The organism is Streptomyces sp. NPDC028419, assembly GCF_055565515.1.
The window spans coordinates 162,376-183,564 of record NZ_JBVHUE010000012.1 but is presented as its reverse complement, the minus strand read 5'-3'; the positions used below and the strand labels follow the sequence as shown (position 1 = coordinate 183,564).

Annotated in this window: 16 protein-coding genes; 6 read left to right on the top strand and 10 right to left on the bottom strand. The window is 69.5% G+C overall.

The window, feature by feature from the left end; translation table 11 throughout:
• Positions 1–11: 11 nt before the first annotated feature.
• The gene (locus ACZ4UB_RS16795; protein WP_468070807.1) at positions 12–842 is read right to left on the bottom strand and encodes a GNAT family N-acetyltransferase; all 831 of its coding nucleotides are present in this window, start codon (positions 840–842) and stop codon (positions 12–14) included.
• A 1,152-nt stretch (positions 843–1,994) separates the two neighbouring features.
• Here ACZ4UB_RS16795 and ACZ4UB_RS16790 point away from each other — a divergent pair.
• Positions 1,995–2,681, top strand: coding sequence for a response regulator transcription factor (locus ACZ4UB_RS16790; RefSeq protein ID WP_468070805.1), 687 nt, complete (start codon positions 1,995–1,997; stop codon positions 2,679–2,681).
• 207 nt (positions 2,682–2,888) lie between these two features.
• Positions 2,889–3,035 (top strand): hypothetical protein, encoded by a 147-nt coding sequence (locus ACZ4UB_RS16785; RefSeq protein WP_468070803.1) that lies wholly within the window; start codon positions 2,889–2,891, stop codon positions 3,033–3,035.
• Between the two features lie 362 nt (positions 3,036–3,397).
• Here ACZ4UB_RS16785 and ACZ4UB_RS16780 read toward each other — a convergent pair whose 3' ends face one another.
• A complete protein-coding gene (locus ACZ4UB_RS16780; RefSeq protein WP_468070801.1) occupies positions 3,398–4,204 on the bottom strand; it encodes an SDR family NAD(P)-dependent oxidoreductase in 807 nt (268 codons plus the stop codon).
• Between the two features lie 706 nt (positions 4,205–4,910).
• Here ACZ4UB_RS16780 and ACZ4UB_RS16775 point away from each other — a divergent pair.
• Positions 4,911–5,060 carry a hypothetical protein gene (locus tag ACZ4UB_RS16775; protein WP_468070800.1) on the top strand — a complete coding sequence of 50 codons (150 nt, stop codon included), beginning with the start codon at positions 4,911–4,913 and terminating at the stop codon, positions 5,058–5,060.
• A 195-nt stretch (positions 5,061–5,255) separates the two neighbouring features.
• On the opposite strand, the gene ACZ4UB_RS16770 is transcribed toward ACZ4UB_RS16775, so the two are convergent.
• The 8 genes from ACZ4UB_RS16770 to kdpF (ACZ4UB_RS16735) form a co-directional block, all read right to left on the bottom strand.
• A complete protein-coding gene (locus tag ACZ4UB_RS16770; RefSeq protein ID WP_468070798.1) occupies positions 5,256–7,799 on the bottom strand; it encodes an ATP-binding protein in 2,544 nt (847 codons plus the stop codon).
• Positions 7,800–7,838: 39 nt separating this feature from the next.
• On the bottom strand, positions 7,839–8,528 hold the full coding sequence (locus tag ACZ4UB_RS16765; RefSeq protein WP_468070796.1) for a response regulator: 690 nt from the start codon (positions 8,526–8,528) through the stop codon (positions 7,839–7,841).
• 121 nt (positions 8,529–8,649) lie between these two features.
• Positions 8,650–9,366 (bottom strand): potassium-transporting ATPase subunit C, encoded by a 717-nt coding sequence (locus tag ACZ4UB_RS16760; RefSeq protein WP_468070794.1) that lies wholly within the window; start codon positions 9,364–9,366, stop codon positions 8,650–8,652.
• Between the two features lie 6 nt (positions 9,367–9,372).
• Positions 9,373–11,478 carry a potassium-transporting ATPase subunit KdpB gene (gene kdpB / locus ACZ4UB_RS16755; protein ID WP_468070792.1) on the bottom strand — a complete coding sequence of 702 codons (2,106 nt, stop codon included), beginning with the start codon at positions 11,476–11,478 and terminating at the stop codon, positions 9,373–9,375.
• On the bottom strand, positions 11,475–13,139 hold the full coding sequence (kdpA, locus tag ACZ4UB_RS16750) for a potassium-transporting ATPase subunit KdpA (RefSeq protein WP_468070790.1): 1,665 nt from the start codon (positions 13,137–13,139) through the stop codon (positions 11,475–11,477). The genes kdpB (ACZ4UB_RS16755) and kdpA overlap by 4 nt, the downstream gene beginning before the upstream one ends.
• A gap of 6 nt (positions 13,140–13,145) precedes the next feature.
• Positions 13,146–13,235, bottom strand: a complete 90-nt coding sequence (gene kdpF / locus ACZ4UB_RS16745; RefSeq protein WP_037789535.1) for a K(+)-transporting ATPase subunit F — start codon at positions 13,233–13,235, stop codon at positions 13,146–13,148.
• Between the two features lie 240 nt (positions 13,236–13,475).
• Positions 13,476–14,228 (bottom strand): DUF4118 domain-containing protein, encoded by a 753-nt coding sequence (locus ACZ4UB_RS16740; protein ID WP_468070788.1) that lies wholly within the window; start codon positions 14,226–14,228, stop codon positions 13,476–13,478.
• A gap of 34 nt (positions 14,229–14,262) precedes the next feature.
• Positions 14,263–14,352 carry a K(+)-transporting ATPase subunit F gene (gene kdpF, locus ACZ4UB_RS16735; RefSeq protein WP_214346424.1) on the bottom strand — a complete coding sequence of 30 codons (90 nt, stop codon included), beginning with the start codon at positions 14,350–14,352 and terminating at the stop codon, positions 14,263–14,265.
• A 241-nt stretch (positions 14,353–14,593) separates the two neighbouring features.
• On the opposite strand from kdpF (ACZ4UB_RS16735), the gene ACZ4UB_RS16730 reads away from it, so the two are divergent.
• From ACZ4UB_RS16730 to ACZ4UB_RS16720, 3 genes are all read left to right on the top strand, one after another.
• Entirely contained in the window at positions 14,594–16,480 is a 1,887-nt protein-coding gene (locus ACZ4UB_RS16730) for an APC family permease (protein WP_468070785.1), read from the top strand.
• A 261-nt stretch (positions 16,481–16,741) separates the two neighbouring features.
• Positions 16,742–18,892 carry a potassium-transporting ATPase subunit KdpB gene (gene kdpB, locus ACZ4UB_RS16725; RefSeq protein ID WP_468070783.1) on the top strand — a complete coding sequence of 717 codons (2,151 nt, stop codon included), beginning with the start codon at positions 16,742–16,744 and terminating at the stop codon, positions 18,890–18,892.
• 224 nt (positions 18,893–19,116) lie between these two features.
• Positions 19,117–21,054, top strand: coding sequence for an APC family permease (locus ACZ4UB_RS16720; protein WP_468070782.1), 1,938 nt, complete (start codon positions 19,117–19,119; stop codon positions 21,052–21,054).
• Positions 21,055–21,189 lie beyond the last annotated feature (135 nt).

The following is a 21,189-nucleotide window of genomic DNA, read 5'->3' as shown; positions in this document are numbered from 1 at the left end:
GCGCGCGGGCGTCACCCCGTCATCACGATGCGAGGACGGGCGCGGTGATCGGACGGCTCCGCCGCCCTGTGCCCGACCTCGTGTGCCATGGCCCTGCCGGTGACGTGGTGGACGTATTCGCGGGTCAGCCGGAAGCCCGCCGTCCAGGCCAGCAGTCGGCTGGGCCGGTTGTCGCGCGAGCAGCACCAGCTTGCGGTGTGTCCCCGTGCCTGGATGTCGGCCGTCAGGCCGGCGACGCAGGACAGCGCGAGGCTCTCGCGGCGGCGATCGGCCACGGTGACGACCGCGATGTCCTCGTAGGCGCTGCCGAGGAAGTAGGTGCAGGCGACGGAGAGGACCCGGCCCTTGGCGAACGCGGCCCAGCCGTGGCCGGAGGCGGCGAGCCCGCCGGGTCCGCCCCAACTGGCATGAATCCAGGCGTTGTCGGAGTCCATCGCGGCCAGTGCCGGAACGTCTTGGGGAGTCAGCCGCCGCACTGTGACGCCACGCGGGGTGCGGGGGAGGGACACCGGTGCCTGAGGCTGGTGGACGTACAGCATCCGTTCCCAGGGGACGACGCGTTCGAATGCGGAGCCGAGCGACGGCCAGAACCGGGCGGGCGTCTCTACGTGCCGGCCGGCGAACGGGGCCAGGGCGTCCTGGGCGAGCACGCCCGGATCGCCGCGCAGCAACACGTGGTCCGCGCAGCTGACGGCGAGGACGCGAGGCAGGTGGGGGCGGTCGGCCCACCAGAGGCCGACGCCCGTGGTCAGTACGTGCTCGGCGAGAGTCCCGGGACCGGGCGAGCCGGTGGGGAACCAACGGCTCAGGGCGGGGAGCTGCTGCGGGGAGATCTCGATCACGAATGTCTCCAAGTGGTGCTGCAACGGGTTCTCGGGCAGGGGCAGCGGGCGGCACAGGGCAAGAGGCCGCGCAGCTCCGGGCCGTGGTTCGCCTTCAGGCGTGGTGGCCGATGGACGCAGGCACCAGCAGGTTGGTCAGGAGGTGCGTGCGAGGCCCCGTGCCTGCCCGGGGCGGGGGCAGGCACGGGGCGGAAGCGGCCGCCCGTCCTGCGGTTGACTGTTGGCGGCCGCGGATCGCGATCGGTGCGTCAGCGCACCGGCAGGTGAGCAGCGCGCGAGGCCGGGCGCACCGTATGCGGTGGCCGGTCGTCATGGAGCGGACCGCTGTTCACGTCGTTCATCCAACTGCTCGGTGAGACAGGGATCAAGGAGGTCGCCCAGTCCTTGACACAGCTCTGATACCGGCATGACCGGCCCGGCCACGAAGGGTGTTACCGATCACGGGCCGCACAACCCGCTCCGCTCGTGGACGAACGTGACGTCCTGCTCCCCAGGTGGCCGTCGCCCCAGCTCTCTCCTCGGCCGAGGCCGGGACGGGGCCGTACGCGAGGGTGACGCGCTCATCGAAGGTGAGCGGCTCGGTGGAGACGTCATCGGGCATCGATGAGGCGACGGTGACCGTGCACGTGGAGCCGGACTTGCCGAGCGCCTCCTCACCGAGGCTGGACGGACGCTGCCCTCCTGCCGCGCTCCCCAGCAGTAGCTCGCGCGGAACGGCCGGCTGCCCGTCGCCGATGCCGATGGTGTTTACGACTCGTTTACGACACCCCGATGCCCGCCATCAGCAGCGCGTCAGGAAGTCCGGGTTTGCCGTGAGAAGGGCGTCAACGCGGTGCGTTGGCATGCGGTGGTGATCGCAGACTGGGTGGCAGGGGGAAGCGGACGACCGTCCGTGGTGCGAGGTTGGAGGGCGCGTGACGATCACCGCCGAGGCCACGCCCAGTCCGGACCGCGGGGGGTCGGGCTGGAGCCGGGACGCATCACGGACGGGCCGTCCCGTGCACTGCCGCGCGAGCCTCGCCCGTAAGGAAGCCGTCAAAGTCGCACCCGCGGCCGTATGGACGTCGTCAACGCCTGTCGAGGCGGCCGAAAACCGCTGTTCCCTCCGCTTATCCGTACTCACAGGACGTGCAACAGGAAGGCGGCCCGCCAATGCCCCGGGTGCTCGTGGTGGATGACGAACCGCAGCTTGCGCGGTTGCTGGTGATCAATCTGAAGGCGCGGAATTACGACGTGGACTGCGCGCAGGACGGGGGTACGGCCCTGGAGGCCGTGGCGGCCTGCCGCCCGGACGTGGTCCTTCTGGACCTCGGACTGCCCGACATGGACGGGATCGAGGTGATCAAGCAACTGCGCGGATGGTCGAAGGTGCCCGTCCTGGTGGTCTCCGCCCGCCACGGCTCCGAGGAGAAGATCCAGGCCCTGGACGCGGGCGCCGACGACTACATCACCAAGCCCTTCAGCGTGGACGAACTGCTGGCCCGGCTGGGAGCCGTCATCCGCCGCACACCGACACAGGAGTCGGCCGCCGCGAACGAAGCGGTCGTCGAGACCGAGGAGTTCACCGTCGACCTGCTCGCGAAGAAGGCGAGGCGCAGAGGGAAGAGCATCAGGCTCACGCCGACGGAATGGCATCTGCTGGAGGTCCTGGTCCGCAACCGGGGCCGGCTGGTCAGCCAGCGGTGTCTGCTCCAGGAGGTGTGGGGTTCGTCCTACGGAACGCAGACCAACTACTTGCGGGTGTACATGGCTCACCTCAGGCGGAAGCTGGAAGCGGACCCGTCACACCCGCGCCATCTGATCACCGCCCCCGGCATGGGGTACCGCTTCGAGGTGTGAGCGCGGCGGAGCCGACGGATCGGGCACGCCGTCAAGGCCCGTCAATTCTGCGTCCCCCCGCGCACGAAGACCATCAACGCGCCTGGTGGGTCGAACTGTTGAGCCAGATGTCGGCGTGCACGCAGGGCCGGACGAACGGCCCGCCTGCTCACCGACCGCTACTCGGCGACCCTGCCCGGCCGGCTGCGCCTCGCTCGCGCGGCGTGCGTGCTGCTCGCCACCGGGCTGCTGATCCCGCTCGCGCTCGCGGCGACGGGAGCGACCACCACTTGGGACGAAACGGCCCGGCACGACGCGCCCCGTACCGTCTCCGCGACCTCGATCTCGCTGTCCGGGAGGGCCGAGGGGCACTGACCACGCAGGGACCGATGGCCGGCGCGTTGCGGTCGCTCGGGAAGGCGGCCCAGGCGTAGCCGGAGCGGGCGAGGGCGTCCGGACCGCCCCAGGTGCGGTGGATCCCGTCAGGACGTGCCCGGTCAGGGCGGCCGAGCCCGGGGACCCCGTGGGGAACCAGCCGACCAGGGCCGGGAGTCGGTGGGACGGCAGGTTGATCACGAGGCTTCCTTGTCGGGACACGGAGGCGGGGCGGCCCTGTTCGGAGGGCCGCCCCGCGGATTGGGCCGATGGCTAGCAGGAGGGTTTGCTGCCGTGGTTGGAGCCCTTCTTGCGGCGGGTCCTCTTCTTGCGTGCGCGCTTGGACATGGACGGGTGTCCCTTCAGGCGGTGTGGCCGACGAGGAGGTCGGCGAGCTTGTTGAGGCGCTTGATCGTGCGGTCCTCGGTGGCGGCGGCGGCCGGGGCGACGCGTTCGGCGCGGTCGTAGTAGGCGCCGTTGACGATCTCGGTGGTGGGGTCGCAGAGGCGTACGACGTGCTGGGCGCCCTCGGCGGCGGATTCGCCCTCGTTGCCGTAGAGGGGGAGCAGGCCGGTCTCGCAGACACCGGGGTGGACGGACACGGCGGTGACGCGCGGGTCGGAGGCGAAGACGGTCAGCGCCAGCTGCGACTGGGCGTAGGCGGCGAGCCGCGAGTAACGGCGCTCCCGGTTCGGGTCGCTCCACTGGATGGCGGCCGTGCGGTGGAGCGAGGAGGAGACGTTGACGACGCGCCCGCCCGGGTCGCTGGTGAGGGATGGTTCCAGGAGGTTGGTGAGGAGGTAGTGCGCGAGGAAGTTGACCTGGAAGGCGATCTCGTTGCCGTCGACCGTGAGGGTGTGGCGCTCGGGGGCGGCGATGGCCGCGTTGTTGACGAGTACGTCGAGGCGCGGGTGTTCCCGTACGACGGCGTGGGCCAGGTTCTCGACTTCCTCCAGACGGATGAAGTCGGCGGCGAGCGGGCGCAGCAGGGCGCTGTCGATGCCCTCGGTGGTCACCAGACGGTCGGCCGCGGCCTGGGCCTCTTCGGCGGTGCGGCCATGGAGAAGGACGACCGCGCCGCGCTGGGCGAGCTGGCGGGCGGTCTCGTAGCCGATGCCGGCGGTGGCGCCGGTGACGAGGACGGTACGTCCGGACAGGGATGAAGACATGTGGGATTCCTGGAAGCAGGCATGGCTGACGCGCCCGGCGCCGCCGGCGTTGGGCAGGGGGCGAGGGCTCAGGTCATGCGGTGAAGGGGAGGACGCGTACGAAGCCCCGGCCGGAGTCCTTCAGGACGCCGGTGGCAGGTACGCGGAGGGACGCGCGGCCGACGTCAGAGGGCCGGGCGGACAGCGGGCGCTGTCGGCTGCACCGACGTGACACCGGCACGGCTTCGCCGTGACGGGGGCCGATCGTCGTAGCGCGGACCGCTGTTCATGCCTTCATCCCAGCCCATCGGGGAAGCCAGGGCAAGATCCTGACCGGGACTTTGACGGCCTTCTGATGGCCGTCGGGTGACCGTGCGAATCCGGTCTTCGCGCAGGTCATCAGGGCCGCGTCAAAGATCGATGACCGTGCGGAAGGAACGCGTAAAGGAGTGTTGTCACGGACGTCAGCCGGCTCCAGACTGGCGGAGCGACGGAGCCGGTGACGGTCCGGTGGCACGCGGCTGGAGGTCGGCGACCTGAACACCGCCGAAGATGCGCATGGTCCGGCTGTGGGGGTACGGGCCGATGCGAGCGCGTGCTGGTCAAACGTCGCACAACACATGAGCCGTCCAGCTCCCGGTGTATACCGAGCTGGGCGGCTCGCGTGCTTCGTTCGCGACGAGGCAGCCCGTGGTCCCGCGCCGGTTACGGCGGCAGGCATCTCAGGGTGATCGGCGCCTGGTCGGATGCCTACGTCCTGACGCTCCTGCTCGGTTTCACCGTCTTCCTGGACAGTGTCGCCTCCGCCTTCGTGGCCGCTGTCGCCTGCGCGCTGCCGGCCGCTGCGGCGGCCTGGCGTGAGGCGCGCGCCGTATGACGCCGGACGTCCCGGTGGGTGGCAGTCAGGGCCCTCGTCCGCGACACGGACTCGCACCCCTTCTCGCGTCGGGCGTGCGCCTGTCGATCGTCGCGGCTCTCGCTCCCATGAAGAAGGCCGAGTTCGCCTGTGCGCGGGACCTCGTGGAGATCACGGACTACGCGCTGTCACAACAGGTCTCGTCCGCGGGCCGATTCAGGTGACCGCAGAGGTCGGGAGTTCCGCGGTCACCGGCCGTGCGCCACCCGCTATGGGGAGGGTGATGACCATGGTGAGGCCGCCGCCGGGAGTGTCCTCGGCCGTGAGGGTGCCGCCGATGGCCTCGGTGAAGCCGCGGGCGACCGCGAGGCCGAGGCCGACTCCGGCGCCGCGCGGGGCGTCGCCGTGGCGCTGGAACGGTTCGAAGATGCGGTCCTTGGCCTCGTCCGGGACGCCGGGGCCGCGGTCGACGACGCGCAGTTCCACTCGCTCGTGCAGGGCGCTGGCCGTGACGTTGACGGGCTGGCCGCCGGGGCTGTACTTGACGGCGTTCTCGACGATGTTGGCGACGGCTCGCTCCAGCAGGCCGCGGTCGACAGCGATCATGGGGAGGGTTTCGGGGATGTCGAGTTCGACGCTGTCCTCGGGCACGCCGCCCAGGGCCATCGGTACGACCTCGTCGAGGTCGGTCTCGCGGATCAGCGGGACGACGGTGCCGGTGTTGAGGCGGGACATGTCCAGGAGGTTGCCGATCAGTGCGGCCAGTCGGTCGGCGCCGTCCTCGATGCCCTCCAGGAGTTCGGCCTTGTCTTCCTCGGACCATTCGACGTCGTCGGAACGCAGCGAGCTCACCGAGGCCTTTATGCCGGCGAGCGGGGTCCGCAGATCGTGGCTGACGGCGGCCAGCAGAGCGGTGCGGATGCGGTTGGCCTCGGCGAGTTCGCGGGACTTCTCGGCCTCGCCGACGAGGCGCTGGCGGTCGAGTACGACGGCTGCCTGCGCCGCGAAGGCGCCCAAGACGCGACGGTCCTCGGCAGGGAGGACCCGGCCGGTCAGGGCGAGGGCCATGTTGTCGCCTATGGGCAGGTCTACGTCCGCGTCCTCGGGCCGGCTGACGGGGCTGGTGCCGACGGAGGCGGCCGTGGTCCAGGGGTCGACCTCGGTGGTGCGCTCCAGGAGGACGACCGACTGCATCGCGAAGGTCTCGCGGAGGCGTTCGAGGAGGGCGTCGAGGGAGTTCTCGCCGCGCAGGACGCTGCCCGCGAGGAAGGACAGGATCTCGGACTCGGCGCGCAGCCGGGCCGCCTGGTGGGTGCGCCGGGCAGCCAGGTCGACCACCGAGGCGACGGACACGGCCACTCCTACGAAGATCGCGATGGCGACGATGTTCAAGGGGTCGGAGATGGTGAACTTGTGCAGCGGCGGGGTGAAGTAGTAGTTCAGGAGCAGCGATCCGAACGCCGCCGACGCCAGGGCCGGGAGCAGGCCGCCGAGCAGCGCCGCCGCCACCGTGAAGGTGAGGAAGAGCAGCATGTCGTTGGCGAGGCCGAGCTCGGGGACGACCTGGCTCAGCAGGACGGTCAGCAGGGCGGGGCCGACGATACCGGTCAGCCAGCCCCAGATGATGCGCGAGCGGCCGAGCCGCGCGCCGCGGGCGACGGGCAGGCCGCGGCCCTTGGCGGCCTCGTCGTGGGTGACGATGTGCACATCGAGGTCCGGTCCGGACTCGCGGGCGACGGTGGCGCTCACGCCGGGGCTGAAGACGGACTGCCAGGAGCGGCGACGGCTGACTCCCAGCACGATCTGCGTGGCGTTGACCCCGCGGGCGAACTCCAGCAGCGCGTCGGGGACGTTGTCGCCTATGACGTGGTGGAAGGTGCCGCCCAGGTCCTCGACCAGGGTGCGCTGGACGGCCAGTTCCTTGGGCGAGGCGGAGGTGAGCCCGTCGCTGGCGGCGATGTAGACGGCGAGGACCTCGCCGCCCGCTCCCTTCTCCGCGAGGCGGGCGGCGCGCCGGATGAGGGTACGGCCTTCGGGTCCGCCGGTGAGGCCGACGACGATGCGTTCGCGGGCCTGCCAGGTGGAGCGGATGTTGTGCTCGCCCCGGTACTCCTGGAGGTACTCGTCGACCCGGTCCGCCACCCACAGCAGGGCCAGTTCGCGCAGCGCGGTGAGGTTCCCGGGCCGGAAGTAGTTCGAGAGGGCCGCGTCGACCTTGTCGGGCTTGTAGACGTTGCCGTGCGCCATGCGGCGCCGCAGCGCCTGCGGGGACATGTCGACGAGCTCGATCTGGTCGGCCCGGCGGGCGACCTCGTCGGGGACGGTCTCCCGCTGGCGCACACCCGTGATGGTTTCGACGACGTCGCCGAGGGACTCCAGGTGCTGGATGTTGACGGTGGAGACGACGTCGATGCCCGCCTGGAGCAACTCTTCGACGTCCTGCCAGCGCTTGGCGTTGCGCGAGCCGGGCACGTTGGTGTGCGCGAGCTCGTCCACGAGCGCGACCGCGGGGCGCCGGGCGAGGATCGCGTCGACGTCCATCTCGGTGAAGGTGGCATCCCGGTACTCGAGCTCGCGCCGCTCGATGAGTTCGAGGCCGTGCAGCATGACCTCGGTGCGCGGACGGTTGTGGTGCTCGACGAAGCCGACGACGCAGTCGGTGCCCCGCTCGATCCGGCGGTGCGCCTCCGAGAGCATCGCGTACGTTTTGCCGACGCCCGGCGCCGCGCCGAGGTAGATGCGGAGCTTGCCGCGTCCCATGTTCCGACTCTTTTTCTCTGCTGTGGATCGGACGGGTGACTAGGGTTCGAAGCGGTAGCCCATGCCCGGTTCGGTGATCAGGTACCGGGGGTGGGAGGGGTCCGCTTCCAGTTTGCGCCGTAGCTGGGCCATGTACACACGCAGGTAGTTGGTGTTCTCCCCGTAGGTCGGTCCCCAGACCTCCAGAAGAAGCTGGCTCTGAGTGATCAGGCGGCCGGGGTGGGTGATGAGGATTTCAAGCAGGTGCCATTCGGTCGGGGTGAGCCGTACGCTGCGCCCGCCGCGCTGCACCTTCTTCGCCACCAGGTCGACGGTGAACTCTTCGGTCGTGACCACGGAGACTTCGTCGGCCTGCGAAGCCGCCGGGGGTTCATGTCTCCGGGCGGCTGCCCGCAGCCGGGCCAGGAGCTCGTCCATGCTGAACGGTTTCGTCACGTAGTCGTCCGCGCCCGCGTCCAACGCACGGATCTTGTCCTCCGAGGTGTGACGGGCGGAGAGGACCAGGATGGGGACCTTGCTCCAGACGCGGACACCCTTGATGACTTCGATGCCGTCCATGTCGGGGAGTCCGAGGTCGAGCACTATGACGTCCGGCTTGTGGGCGGCCGCGAGCCGCAGGGCCGAGCCGCCGTCCGAAGCCTCCTCGACCTCGAACTTGCGCGCCTGGAGATTGATCTTGAGCGCGCGGACGAGCTGAGGGTCGTCCTCCACCACCAGCACCCGGGTCATCGGTGTGCAGCCTTCCTTCGTAACGGGCATGGCACGAGGCCGGCGGGGCGCTGGGGCCCTCCCAGCGGCAGCTGGGGGAGCTCCGCGCCCCGCCGGCGCTCAGACCGTGCGATGCGGAACATCAGCTCTTGGTCAGTGCCTTGAGGGCGATGTTGAGCTCAAGGACGTTGACGCGGGGTTCGCCCATGAAGCCGAGGGTCCGGCCGGTGGTGTGGTCGGCGACGAGCTTCTCGACCTGCTTGACGTCGAGCCTGTTCTGTTCGGCGACCCGGTGGACCTGGAGCTTGGCGTACTCGGGGGAGATGTCCGGGTCGAGCCCGGATCCGGAGGAGGTGACGGCGTCGGCCGGCACGTCCTGCGGCCTGACCGTGTGGCCGGCGGTGGAGTTGTCCGCGATGACGGCTTCCTTGGCGGCGACGACCTGGGCGCAGAGCGTGCCTTCCTCCGCCGCCTTGGTGCACTGGCCGCCCACGGCTCCGTTGTCGGCGGAGCGGTTGGTGGCGCCGGACAGGATCAGCGAGTACTGCATGTTGACGCTGTTGCTGCCCAGGCCGTTGGAGGGACGCGGCTGGAACCACTTCAGGTCCGGCCTGGCCGCCTCTTCGGCGTCGTTGGGGTCCTTCTTCGGCAGGTTGTAGTTCTGGCCGATGAGGGAGGAGCCGACGACCTGGCCGCTCTTGTCCTTGATCTCGGAGCCGTTGGCCTTGCCGTTGAAGAGGGCCTGGGCGATCCCGGTGACGGCGAGCGGGTAGATGACCCCGCAGATCACGGTCAGGACGAGCAGGGCGCGCAGGCCCGCACCGATCAGGCGGACGGTGCTGGATACGGAATTGTTCATGGCAGATCAGCCGATTCCGGGGATGAGGGAGATGAGCAGGTCGATGATCTTGATGCCGATGAACGGGGCGATCAGACCGCCCACGCCGTACAGCCCGATATTGCGGCGCAGCATCTTGTCGGCGCTGGTCGGCTTGTACTGGACGCCCTTCAGGGCGAGCGGCACCAGCGCGATGATGATCAGCGCGTTGAAGATGACCGCGGAGAGGATCGCGGACTCGGGGGAGGCCAGGCCCATGACGTTGAGCTTGTCCAGGCCGGGGTAGACCACGGCGAACATGGCCGGGATGATCGCGAAGTACTTCGCGACGTCGTTGGCGATCGAGAAGGTGGTGAGCGCCCCGCGCGTGATCAGGAGCTGCTTGCCGATCTCGACGATCTCGATGAGCTTGGTGGGGTTGGAGTCCAGGTCCACCATGTTCCCGGCCTCCTTGGCGGCCGAGGTTCCGGTGTTCATGGCCACGCCGACGTCCGCCTGGGCGAGGGCCGGGGCGTCGTTCGTGCCGTCGCCGGTCATCGCGACGAGCTTGCCGCCCGCCTGCTCCCGCTTGATGAGGGCCATCTTGTCCTCGGGGGTGGCCTCGGCGAGGAAGTCGTCCACGCCCGCCTCCTCCGCGATCGCCTTGGCCGTCAGCGGGTTGTCACCGGTGATCATGATCGTCTTGATGCCCATGCGGCGCAGCTCGTCGAAGCGTTCGCGCATGCCCTCCTTGACGACGTCCTTGAGGTGGATGACGCCCAGGACACGGGCCCCCTTGTCGTCCTTGACGGCGACGAGGAGCGGAGTGCCGCCCGCTTCCGAGATCTTGTTGGCGAGGAGGTCGGCGTCGTCGGAGACCTCGCCGCCCTGCTCCTTGACCCAGGTGATGACCGAGCCGGCCGCGCCCTTGCGGGTCTGCTTGCCGTCCACGTCCACACCCGACATACGGGTCTGGGCGGTGAAGGCGATCCACTCGGCGTGGGCGAGCTCGCCCTGGTGGCGCTCGCGCAGACCGTACTTCTCCTTCGCGAGGACGACGATGGAACGGCCCTCGGGGGTCTCGTCCGCGAGGGAGGAGAGCTGGGCGGCGTCGGCCAGCTCGGCCTCCGTCGTGCCCTTGACGGGGACGAACTCCGACGCCTGGCGGTTGCCCAGGGTGATGGTGCCCGTCTTGTCGAGCAGCAGCGTGGAGACATCGCCCGCGGCCTCGACGGCGCGGCCGGACATGGCGAGGACGTTGCGCTGGACCAGGCGGTCCATGCCGGCGATGCCGATCGCGGAGAGCAGCGCGCCGATGGTGGTGGGGATCAGGCAGACCAGCAGTGCGGTGAGCACGATCATGGACTGCTCGGCGCCCGCGTAGATCGCGAAGGGCTGCAGGGTGACGACCGCGAGCAGGAAGACGATCGTGAGGGACGCGAGCAGGATGTTCAGCGCGATCTCGTTGGGCGTCTTCTGCCGCGCGGCGCCTTCGACGAGGGCGATCATGCGGTCGATGAACGTCTCGCCCGGCTTCGTCGTGATCTTGATGATGATCCGGTCGGAGAGCACCTTCGTACCGCCGGTGACCGCACTGCGGTCACCGCCCGACTCCCGGATCACCGGGGCCGATTCGCCCGTGATCGCGGACTCGTCGACGGAGGCGACGCCTTCGACGACGTCACCGTCGCCCGGGATGATGTCGCCGGCCTCGCAGACCACCAGGTCACCGATGCGCAGCTCCGCGCCGGGCACCTGTTCCTCGCTCTTGCCGTCCTTGGTGAGGCGGCGGGCGACGGAGTCGGTCTTGGCCTTGCGCAGGGTGTCGGCCTGGGCCTTGCCCCGGCCCTCGGCGACGGCCTCGGCGAGGTTGGCGAAGATCGTGGTCAGCCACAGCCAGGCCGTGATGGCCCAGCCGAACCAGTCCGTCGGGTCCTTGATCGCGAGGACGGTGGTGACGACCGAGCCGATCAGGACGACGAACATGACCGGGGACTTGATCATGATCCGGGGGTCGAGCTTGCGGACGGCGTCGGGGAAGGACTTCAACAGCTGCTTGGGGTCGAACAGGCCGCCGCCCACGCGCCCGCCGCCCGGCTTGTGGCCGGTGGGCACGTCCTGGTGCGGAGCCCTTGTGGGTGTGGCGGTGCTCATGATGCGAGTCCTTCGGCGAGCGGACCCAGCGCCAGGGCCGGGAAGTAGGTCAGACCGGTGACGATGAGGATCGTGCCGACGAGCAGGCCCGTGTAGAGCGGCTTGTCGGTGCGCAGCGTGCCCGCGGTCTCGGGTACGGGCTTCTGCTCGGCGAGCGAGCCGGCCAGTGCGAGGACGAACACCATCGGGAGGAAGCGGCCCAGCAGCATGGCGAGGCCGATGGTGGTGTTGAACCACGGGGTGTCGGCGCTGAGCCCGGCGAAGGCGGACCCGTTGTTGTTGGCGCCCGAGGTGTAGGCGTAGAGGATCTCGGAGAATCCGTGCGCCCCGGTGTTGGTCATCGAGTTGGCCGGGGTGTCCAGCGCCATGGCCGCGGCGGTGAAGCCCAGCACCAGAGCGGGGGTGATGAGGATGTAGCAGGCCGCGAACTTGATCTCGCGGGTGCCGATCTTCTTGCCCAGGTACTCGGGGGTGCGGCCGACCATCAGGCCGGCGATGAACACCGCGATGATCGCCATGACCAGCATGCCGTAGAGGCCGGACCCGACACCGCCGGGCGCGATCTCGCCGAGCTGCATGCCCAGCAGCTGGATGCCGCCGCCGAGCCCGGTGTAGGAGGAGTGGAAGGAGTTGACCGCACCGGTCGAGGTCAGGGTCGTGGCGACCGAGAAGATCGCGGAGGCGCCGATCCCATACCGGGTCTCCTTGCCCTCCATCGCACCGCCCGCGGCCTGCAACGCCGGTCCGTGGTGGGCGAACTCGGTCCACATCATCAGCGCGGTGAAGCCGATCCAGATGGTCGCCATCGTCGCGAGGATCGCGTAGCCCTGGCGCAGGTTTCCGACCATGCGGCCGAAGGTGCGGGTCAGCGCGAACGGGATGAGGAGGATCAGGAAGATCTCGAAGAGGTTCGAGAACGGGGTGGGGTTCTCGAAGGGGTGCGCGGAGTTGGCGTTGAAGTAGCCGCCGCCGTTCGTACCCAGCTCCTTGATGACCTCCTGCGAGGCCACCGCGCCGCCGTTCCACTGCTGCGAGCCGCCCATGAACTGGCCGACCTCGTGGATCCCGGAGAAGTTCTGGATCGCACCGCAGGCGACCAGGATGATCGCGCCGATCACGGAGATGGGCAGCAGGATCCGGACCACTCCGCGGACCATGTCGGCCCAGAAGTTGCCGAGGTCACCGGTGCGGGAGCGCGCGAAGCCCCGTACGAGGGCGACGGCGACGGCCATGCCGACGGCGGCGGAGACGAAGTTCTGCACCGCGAGGCCGCCGGTCTGTACGACGTGGCCCATGGCCTGCTCGCCGGAGTACGACTGCCAGTTCGTGTTGGCCACGAAGGAGGCGGCGGTGTTGAAGGCCTGGTCCGGGTCGATCGCGGAGAAGCCGAGCGAGCCGGGCAGGACGCCCTGCGCCCTCTGGAGGGCGTAGAGGAAGAGGACGCTCACCGCCGAGAAGGCGAGGACGGCACGCAGGTAGGCGGGCCAGCGCATCTCGGCCGACGGGTTGGCGCCGATGGCCTTGTAGATCCACTTCTCCGGCTTGTAGTGCTTCTCGGAGGAGTAGACGCGGGCCATGTAGTCGCCCAGCGGGCGGTACGCCAGCGCGAGCGCGGCGATCAGTGCGAGGAGCTGGAGCACACCAGCGAGAACGGGACTCATCGGTGGCTAGAACCTCTCCGGGTACACAAGGGCGAGGACGAGGTATCCGAGCAGGGAGACGGCCACGACGAGGCCGACGATGTTTTCGGCGTTCACAGCTTGGTCACCCCCCGGGCGATGAGAGCCACCAGCGCGAACACCGCGACCGTGGTGACGACGAAGGCCAGATCGGCCACCGTGAGCTCCTGGATGAAGAGGGAGGAAATGAATCGGCCAGATGGCCGATGACGAGATAACCGTCTCTTCGGCCCGGCGTTAAGACACCTTGACGGGGTCCATACGGGCGCAATGGAACTCTTAACGCCGCGCTTACGCGTGAAGCCGTGAACCGGCAGGTCAGACCTGGTGGGACAGGCCGGCCGTGTCCAGGGCGGCGCCGGCCTGCACGGCCAGGGCGACGGCCACCAAGCGGGCCTCTTCGGCGGGCAGGGGGAGGTCCGGGAGCGGATCGAGGAGGAAGCGGCCGTAGTAGTGGCCGCCGCCGACGACGCGCAGTTCGGTCTCCCCGTCCGGCCAGTCGGCGTACTCGGTGATCCGGCCGCCGCTGCGCAGCCACAGGCTGCCGTCGTGCTCCAGACGCGGCCGGTGCCCGAGGAGCCTGCCGTACTCGAAGCGGCAGCCGCGCAGTCCCAGCAGGCCGACGAGCTCCCGGCGCACGTACTCGACCACCGCCTCGGGCGAACCGCCGTCCTCGACCAGCCGAGCGGTTCCCTGGAGGCTGGACAGGTGCGCGGCGTCGGTCACCACGACCTTCCCGAGCCGCCGTACGCGTACCGCCAGCTGCGAAACGATCAGTCCGACGACGAGCAGGAGGAAAGCCGTCTGGATCTCGTCACCGTCGGCGATGGCGAACTGCTGATAGGGCCTGGTGAGGAAGAAATCGAACCAGGCGGCCGCGGACAGTGCGGCCAGCGCCCCGGCCGCCCGGGTGCCGAGCGCGGCGACCACGACCACCGCGACGACCATGATCAGAGCCTCGTTCGTCGCTGAAAGGTCGGTCCGGAGCGGCACGAGGGCGAGCGCCACGAGGAAGGGGATCACGAGGGCCGTGAGCAGGACGGCACGGTCGTGGAGTCGGTACCCGGACATGTGATGCCTCCCGTCCGGACATGACGGGCTCGGTTCAGAACCTCTCGGGCCTGATGAGGGCGGTCACGAGATAGGCAAGCAGAGCGACGGCGACGATGAGCCCGACCACGTTTTCCGCGTCCATCAGTGTGTACTCCCTTGGTTCCGTGGGACATGTGTCGCCCATATCAAGCGTGCCCCCGGTCGATGAAGGAGCCACGCACCCTGGCGAGGTCTTGACGCACCTCATACGACTTCGCGGCGCCGGCGTCAGGAGTGCGTGAAGAGTGGGGCGGCGGTCGTATGGATTCCGCCAAGAGCACTGGTCACTCGGCCATGCCATCCCGACGCTGTCCTCACTTTGTCCAATCGGAGGAACAGCGAAGATGGTCATACACAGGGGAAAGACGACCGTGGCAGGACAGGCGCCGGGCACGGAGGAACCTCCTGATACCGGCGTACGGACGCCTCCCGAGGCACCGGACCGGCACCGGCTGACCGCCCTCCAAGGTCTGGCCGCGCTGTCGCTCGACGCGATGGCCTCCGTCGCCTACGGGCCGGAGTCGATCGTGCTGGTCCTGGCGGCAGCCGGTGCCTACGGCCTCGGGTTCACCCTCCCCGTCACCCTGGCGATCGCGGCGCTCCTGGCCGTGCTGGTGGCCTCGTACCGACAGGTGATCGCCGCGTTCCCGGACGGCGGCGGCTCGTACGCCGTCGCCAAGAAACACCTCGGCCGGCGCACGAGCCTGGTCGCCGCGGCCTCGCTGATCCTCGACTACGTACTGAACGTGGCCGTCTCCGTCACCGCCGGCGTGGCCGCCCTCACCTCGGCCTTCCCGGAGCTGTACGGGGAGCGGGTGTGGATCTGCCTCGGGGTGCTGGTCCTGGTCACGGCGGTGAACCTGCGCGGGGTCGTGGACTCCGCCAAGGCGTTCCTCGTCCCGACCGCCGTGTTCGTGGGGTCGATCCTTGCCATGGTCGTGGTCGGTCTGTTCCGTGACGGCCCGGTGAGCACCGCCTCGGCCGCCGGCCACGCCTCCGCTCTGGGGGAAGGCGCCACCACCGTCGGCGCCCTGTTGCTGCTGAAGGCATTCGCGGCCGGCTGCTCCGCCCTGACCGGCGTGGAAGCCGTCGCCAACGCCGTCCCGTCCTTCCGCGCCCCGGCGGCCCGCCGGGCCCAGCGCACCGAAGTGGCCCTCGGCGCCCTGCTCGGTGTGATGCTGATCGGGCTGTCGGTCCTGATCGGCCGCTTCCACCTTCAGCCCGTGGAGGGCGTCACCGTCCTGGCCCAGCTCGCGGACGCCTCGTTCGGCCACAACGCCGCCTTCTACGTCGTCCAGTTCGCCACCATGGTGCTGCTGGCGCTCGCCGCGAACACCTCCTTCGGCGGGCTGCCCGTCCTGATGAGTCTGCTGGCACGCGACAACTACCTGCCGCACGTGTTCGCCCTCAAGGCGGACCGCCAGGTGCACCGCCACGGCGTGGTGTGGCTGGCGCTCGTGTCGGCCGCCTTGCTGGTGTTCTCCGGCGGCGACACCAACACCCTCGTCCCGCTGTTCGCGATCGGGGTCTTCGTCGGCTTCACCATCTGCCAGGTCGGCATGGTCCGGCATTGGTACGGGGAGCGGCCCCAGGGCTGGCAGGCGAAGGCCGTCCTCAACGGCTTCGGCGCACTGCTCACCGGAGTCTCGGCGATCGTCGTGACCGCCACCAAATTCGCCGAGGGCGCCTGGCTGATCGTGCTCGCCCTGCCGCTGATCGTCCTCGCCTTCGAGAAGATCCATCGCGCCTACGCTCAGATCGGCGAACGCCTGGAGCTCGGCCGCATCCCTCAGCCGCCCCAACGCTCCCGCTCTCTGGTCGTCGTGCCCGTCTCAGGGCTGTCCCGACTGACCTGCCAGGCACTCACCGCAGCCCGCTCGCTCGGCGACGAGGTCCTCGCCGTGACCGTCACCCACCCCGCTCCGGAGGACCGTCAGGCGGCCGAAGCCCTGCGCCGGGACTGGGAGTTGTGGAAGCCGGGGATCGAGTTGGTCGAAGTCTCCTCGGACACCCGTTCGCTCGGTCGGCCGGTGTCGGCGTACGTGCGCGAGCTGGCACAGGCACACCCGGACGCCCAGGTCACCGTCCTCATCCCGGAGACCGAACCCGCTCACCTGTGGCAGCGGATGCTCCAGAACCAGCGCGGCTCCGTCGTCGCCCACGCAGTTCGCCGCGACACCGACGCGGTGATCTGCCGACTGCGCTTCCGCATCACCTCCGACGCGCTTTGACGTGCCGTTGACGGCGGCTTGACACGTCTCGTGCGCCGCCGTCAAGAAGGTGCCAATTCCCCCGCGCACATGGGATTTTCCTCTGGAACGGGCAGTAGTTTCCTGCCTGTTGCGCCGCCGGGGATCTCGACCACTCACATGACGGCCGAGGGGGTCCATGCGAGACAGTCCCCGGCGGCGACGCCCCTCACCCGCACCCGCTCCTTGCCCGGCCTTTGCCGGCAGGGGGGTGCCCAGCCGAACTCACCAGAAGGTCGCTCCATGCCTCCCGCCGCCGCGCAGCACGTTCCCCCGGATCTCGGCACCCCTCCGCGGACCCCGGTCAACCGACCGTCCCGGAAACGCTCCGGCCAGGTGAACGTGCTGGAGCCCGAGCTCCTTGCCACCTCGGCCAGGGAGGCCGTTGCCAAGCTCCATCCCCGTGAGCTGGTGAAGAAGCCGGTGCTGTTCGTCGTCGCGGTCGGATCGGTCCTGACCACGCTGTCGGCGCTCATCCACCCGTCGGTCTTCACCTGGGTGATCAGCGTCTGGCTGTGGCTGACGGTCCTGTTCGCCAACCTCGCCGAGGCCGTCGCCGAGGGCCGCGGCCGCGCCCAAGCCGAGTCGCTGCGCAAGGCGCGTACGGACACGGTCGCGCTCCGGCTCAAGCACTGGACGTACGGGACGAACCTGCGCAGCGCCGAGACCGAGGTCGTGACCCCGGCCGAACTCCAGCCCTTCGACTTCGTGCTCGTCGAAGCGGGGGAGCTGGTTCCGGCCGACGGGGACGTGGTCGACGGTGCGGCGATGGTGGACGAGTCGGCCGTCACCGGTGAATCGGCCCCCGTACTCCGGGAGTCGGGCGGCGACCGGTCCGGTGTCACCGGCGGTACGACCGTCCTGTCGGACTCGATCGTCGTGCGGGTCACCTCGCGCTCCGGGAACAGCTTCATCGACCGGATGATCGCGCTGGTCGAGGGCGCCACCCGGCAAAAGACCCCGAACGAGATAGCGCTGAACATCCTGCTGTCAGCCCTGACCGTCATCTTCATCCTGATCGTGGTCAGCATCCAGCCGATGGCCGCGTACGCGGGCGCCGCCCAGTCCACGACCGTGCTGGTCGCCCTCCTCGTCACCCTCATCCCCACCACGATCGGCGCCCTGCTCTCCGCGATCGGCATCGCGGGCATGGACCGCCTCGTGCAGCGCAACGTCATCGCGATGAGCGGCCGCGCCGTCGAGGCGGCGGGCGACGTGAACACCCTCCTCCTCGACAAGACCGGCACCATCACCCACGGCAACCGCGAGGCCGCCGCCTTCATCCCGCTCCCCGGAGTCGAGCACATCAAGCTCGCGGACGCCGCCCAGCTGTCGTCCCTCGCCGACGAGACCCCCGAAGGCCGCTCCGTCGTGGCCCTGGCTCAGCACCACGGGATCCAGCCGGCCGCTGCCGAGGGCCTCAGCAACCCCCGTTTCACCGAGTTCAGCGCCCGCACCCGGATGAGCGGGATCAACCTGAGCTGGGACAACGGCGCGGGCTGCGCCATCCGCAAGGGCGCGGTGGTAGAGGTCATGGACTGGGTGGCGATGCGCGGCGGGACCGTACAGGCAGAGGCCGCTGCCTGGTCCGCTCAGGTCTCGCAGTCCGGCGGGACCCCTCTGCTGGTGGCGGTCCACGACTGGGACGGTCCGCGGGTCCTCGGCATCATCCACCTCAAGGACGTGGTCAAGGAGGGCATCCGGGAGCGGTTCGCGGAGCTGCGGAGCATGGGGATCCGTACGGTCATGGTGACCGGCGACAACGAGCTGACGGCCCGCGCCATCGCCGCGGAGGCCGGCGTCGACGAATACCTCGCCGAGGCGACGCCCGAGGACAAGATGGCCTTCATCAAGCGGGAGCAGGCCGGCGGCAAGCTCGTCGCGATGACCGGCGACGGCACCAACGACGCCCCGGCCCTCGCGCAGGCCGACGTCGGCGTGGCCATGAACACGGGCACCTCGGCCGCCAAGGAGGCCGGGAACATGGTGGACCTGGACTCCAACCCCACCAAGCTCATCGACATCGTCGAGATCGGCAAACAGCTCCTCATCACCCGAGGCGCGCTCACCACCTTCTCCATCACCAACGACGTCGCCAAGTACTTCGCGATCATCCCCGCCATGTTCGCCTCGGCCTACCCGGGCCTCGGCGCGCTCAACATCATGGGCCTGAGCAGCCCCACCTCGGCGATCACCTCGGCGATCATCTTCAACGCCCTGATCATCGTCGCCCTCATCCCACTCGCCCTGCGCGGCGTCCGCTACCGGCCCGCCTCCGCACACGACCTGCTGCGCCGCAACCTCGGCGTCTACGGCCTCGGCGGCCTGATCCTGCCCTTCGTCGGCATCAAGCTCATCGACCTGCTGGTGTCCACAGTCCCCGGCCTCGGCTGACGTCCGGCAACAGCTCATCAGGGGGCGGCCTCCCTCCGGGCCGCCCCCGCTCCTCGTTCGTGACCACTGTGGTCGCTCGCTCGCTACGCCACAGGTGGCTCTGTGCGCGTTAAGGACGCGTCAGGATCGGCTCAGCCACGGGCATAAGAGATCAGTCTGCGTACGCTTGCTCCGCCGTCGATGTCGATGGCTGATTCTTTGCCGTACGACAGGAGCACCCCACGATGGCCACCCCTACCCGCTCCTCGCGCCTGCGCGCGTGGCTGCTGGAAGGCCTGACCGCCGAGAACAGTTCGCCCGCAGCCAAGGAGGCAGCGGCCCAGCCCCACGGTCGGCCGTGGTGGCGGGTGATGTGCCTGACGGGTCTCGACTACTTCTCCACCCTCGGCTACCAGCCAGGCATCGCGGCGCTCGCGGCCGGTCTGCTGTCGCCGCTGGCAACCATCGTGCTCGTGCTGCTGACCCTCTTCGGCGCCCTGCCGGTCTACCGGCGAGTGGCCGAGGAGAGCCCGCACGGCGAGGGTTCGATCGCCATGCTGGAGCGGTTGCTGACGTTCTGGAAGGGCAAGCTGTTCGTCCTGACCCTGCTCGGGTTCGCGGCGACCGACTTCCTCATCACCATCACCCTGTCGGCCGCGGACGCCACCGCGCACCTGGTGGAGAACCCGCACCTCACCAGCACCCTCAACGGCCACCAGGTGCTCATCACCCTGATCATGATCGCGCTCCTCGGCGCGGTGTTCCTCAAGGGGTTCAGCGAGGCCATCGGCGTGGCCGTGGTCCTGGTGGCTTCCTACCTCGCGCTGAACGTCGTCGTCGTGGCCGTCGGCCTTTGGAAGGTGATCAGCGAACCGCACGTCATCACCGACTGGACGGAGGCTCTGACCGCCGAACACGGCAATCCGTTCATGATGATCGCCATCGCCCTCGTCGTGTTCCCGAAGCTCGCGCTCGGCCTCTCCGGGTTCGAGACCGGTGTGGCGGTCATGCCGCACGTCGAGGGCGACTCCGGCGACACCGAGGAGAAGCCAGCGGGCCGGATCCGCGGCGCCAAGAAGCTGCTGACGACCGCGGCCCTCATCATGAGCGTCTTCCTCATCACCAGCAGTTTCATCACCACGCTGCTGATCCCGCCCGCCCAGTTCCAGCCGGGCGGCGAGGCCAACGGCCGTGCCCTGGCCTACCTCGCGCACGAGTACATCGGCTCCGCCTTCGGGACCGTCTACGACATCTCCACGATCTTGATCCTGTGGTTCGCGGGCTCTTCGGCGATGGCCGGCCTGCTCAACCTGATGCCGCGCTACCTGCCCCGCTACGGCATGGCCCCCTCCTGGGCCCGCGCCCTGCGCCCGATGGTCATCGTCTTCACCCTCATCGCGTTCCTGGTGACCTGGATCTTCGACGCCGACGTGGACGCCCAGGGCGGCGCGTACGCCACCGGTGTCCTCGTCCTGATCACCTCGGCGGCCGTCGCCGTAACCATCGCGGCCCGGAAGGCCGGTCAGCGCGGCTGGACGATCGGCTTCGGCGTGATCTCCGCGGTCTTCGTCTACACCACTGCCGTCAACGTCGCCGAACGCCCCGACGGCGTGAAGATCGGCGCCTGCTTCATCGCCGGCATCATGGCGCTCTCCCTCCTCTCGCGGCTCGCCCGCGTCTTCGAGCTGCGCGTCACCCACATGGAATTCGACGACATGGCCCAGCGGTTCATCCGCGACACCGCCAATCGGACGATCCGCTTCATCGCCAACGAGCCGGACAGCCGGGACCTCGACGAGTACCGGCAGAAGAAGCAGCAGATCCGCGCGGACAACGACATCCCGGCCGAGGACGACGTCATGTTCGTCGAGGTCACCGTCCTGGACGCGTCCGAGTTCGAATCCAGCATGCGGGTGCGCGGCGAGGTGCTCCACGACCGCTACCGCGTCCTGACCCTGGAGAGCTCCAGCATCCCCAACGCGCTCGCCGCGCTCCTCCTGCACGTCCGCGACGAGACCGGCCAACGCCCCCACATCTACTTCGAGTGGACCGAGGGCAACCCGTTCGCCAACTTCTTCCGCTTCTTCCTGTTCGGCCAGGGCGAGGTCGCGCCAGTCACCCGCGAGGTCATCCGCGAGGCCGAACCCGACCGCACCCGCCGGCCGCACGTCCACGCCGGCTGACCCTGGATCCGGCGTCAAGACGTCGACAGGAATCGGGGGGGGGGGGGGGGGGGGGGGGGGGGGGGGGGGGGGGGGGGGGGGGGGGGGGGGGGGGGGGGGGGGGGGGGGGGGGGGGGGTGGGGGGGGTTGTGGGCC

What these genes read in the sequence shown, in the direction of transcription:
- ACZ4UB_RS16720 (WP_468070782.1), top strand. Translation starts at nt 19,117, where the DNA reads ATGGCCACCCCTACCCGCTCCTCGCGCCTGCGCGCGTGGCTGCTGGAA.
- ACZ4UB_RS16780 (WP_468070801.1), bottom strand. Translation starts at nt 4,204, where the DNA reads ATGTCTTCATCCCTGTCCGGACGTACCGTCCTCGTCACCGGCGCCACC.
- kdpB (WP_468070792.1), bottom strand. Translation starts at nt 11,478, where the DNA reads ATGAGCACCGCCACACCCACAAGGGCTCCGCACCAGGACGTGCCCACC.
- kdpA (WP_468070790.1), bottom strand. Translation starts at nt 13,139, where the DNA reads ATGAGTCCCGTTCTCGCTGGTGTGCTCCAGCTCCTCGCACTGATCGCC.
- ACZ4UB_RS16760 (WP_468070794.1), bottom strand. Translation starts at nt 9,366, where the DNA reads ATGAACAATTCCGTATCCAGCACCGTCCGCCTGATCGGTGCGGGCCTG.
- ACZ4UB_RS16790 (WP_468070805.1), top strand. Translation starts at nt 1,995, where the DNA reads ATGCCCCGGGTGCTCGTGGTGGATGACGAACCGCAGCTTGCGCGGTTG.
- kdpB (WP_468070783.1), top strand. Translation starts at nt 16,742, where the DNA reads ATGCCTCCCGCCGCCGCGCAGCACGTTCCCCCGGATCTCGGCACCCCT.
- ACZ4UB_RS16770 (WP_468070798.1), bottom strand. Translation starts at nt 7,799, where the DNA reads ATGGGACGCGGCAAGCTCCGCATCTACCTCGGCGCGGCGCCGGGCGTC.
- kdpF (WP_214346424.1), bottom strand. Translation starts at nt 14,352, where the DNA reads ATGGACGCGGAAAACGTGGTCGGGCTCATCGTCGCCGTCGCTCTGCTT.
- ACZ4UB_RS16740 (WP_468070788.1), bottom strand. Translation starts at nt 14,228, where the DNA reads ATGTCCGGGTACCGACTCCACGACCGTGCCGTCCTGCTCACGGCCCTC.
- ACZ4UB_RS16765 (WP_468070796.1), bottom strand. Translation starts at nt 8,528, where the DNA reads ATGACCCGGGTGCTGGTGGTGGAGGACGACCCTCAGCTCGTCCGCGCG.
- ACZ4UB_RS16730 (WP_468070785.1), top strand. Translation starts at nt 14,594, where the DNA reads ATGGTCATACACAGGGGAAAGACGACCGTGGCAGGACAGGCGCCGGGC.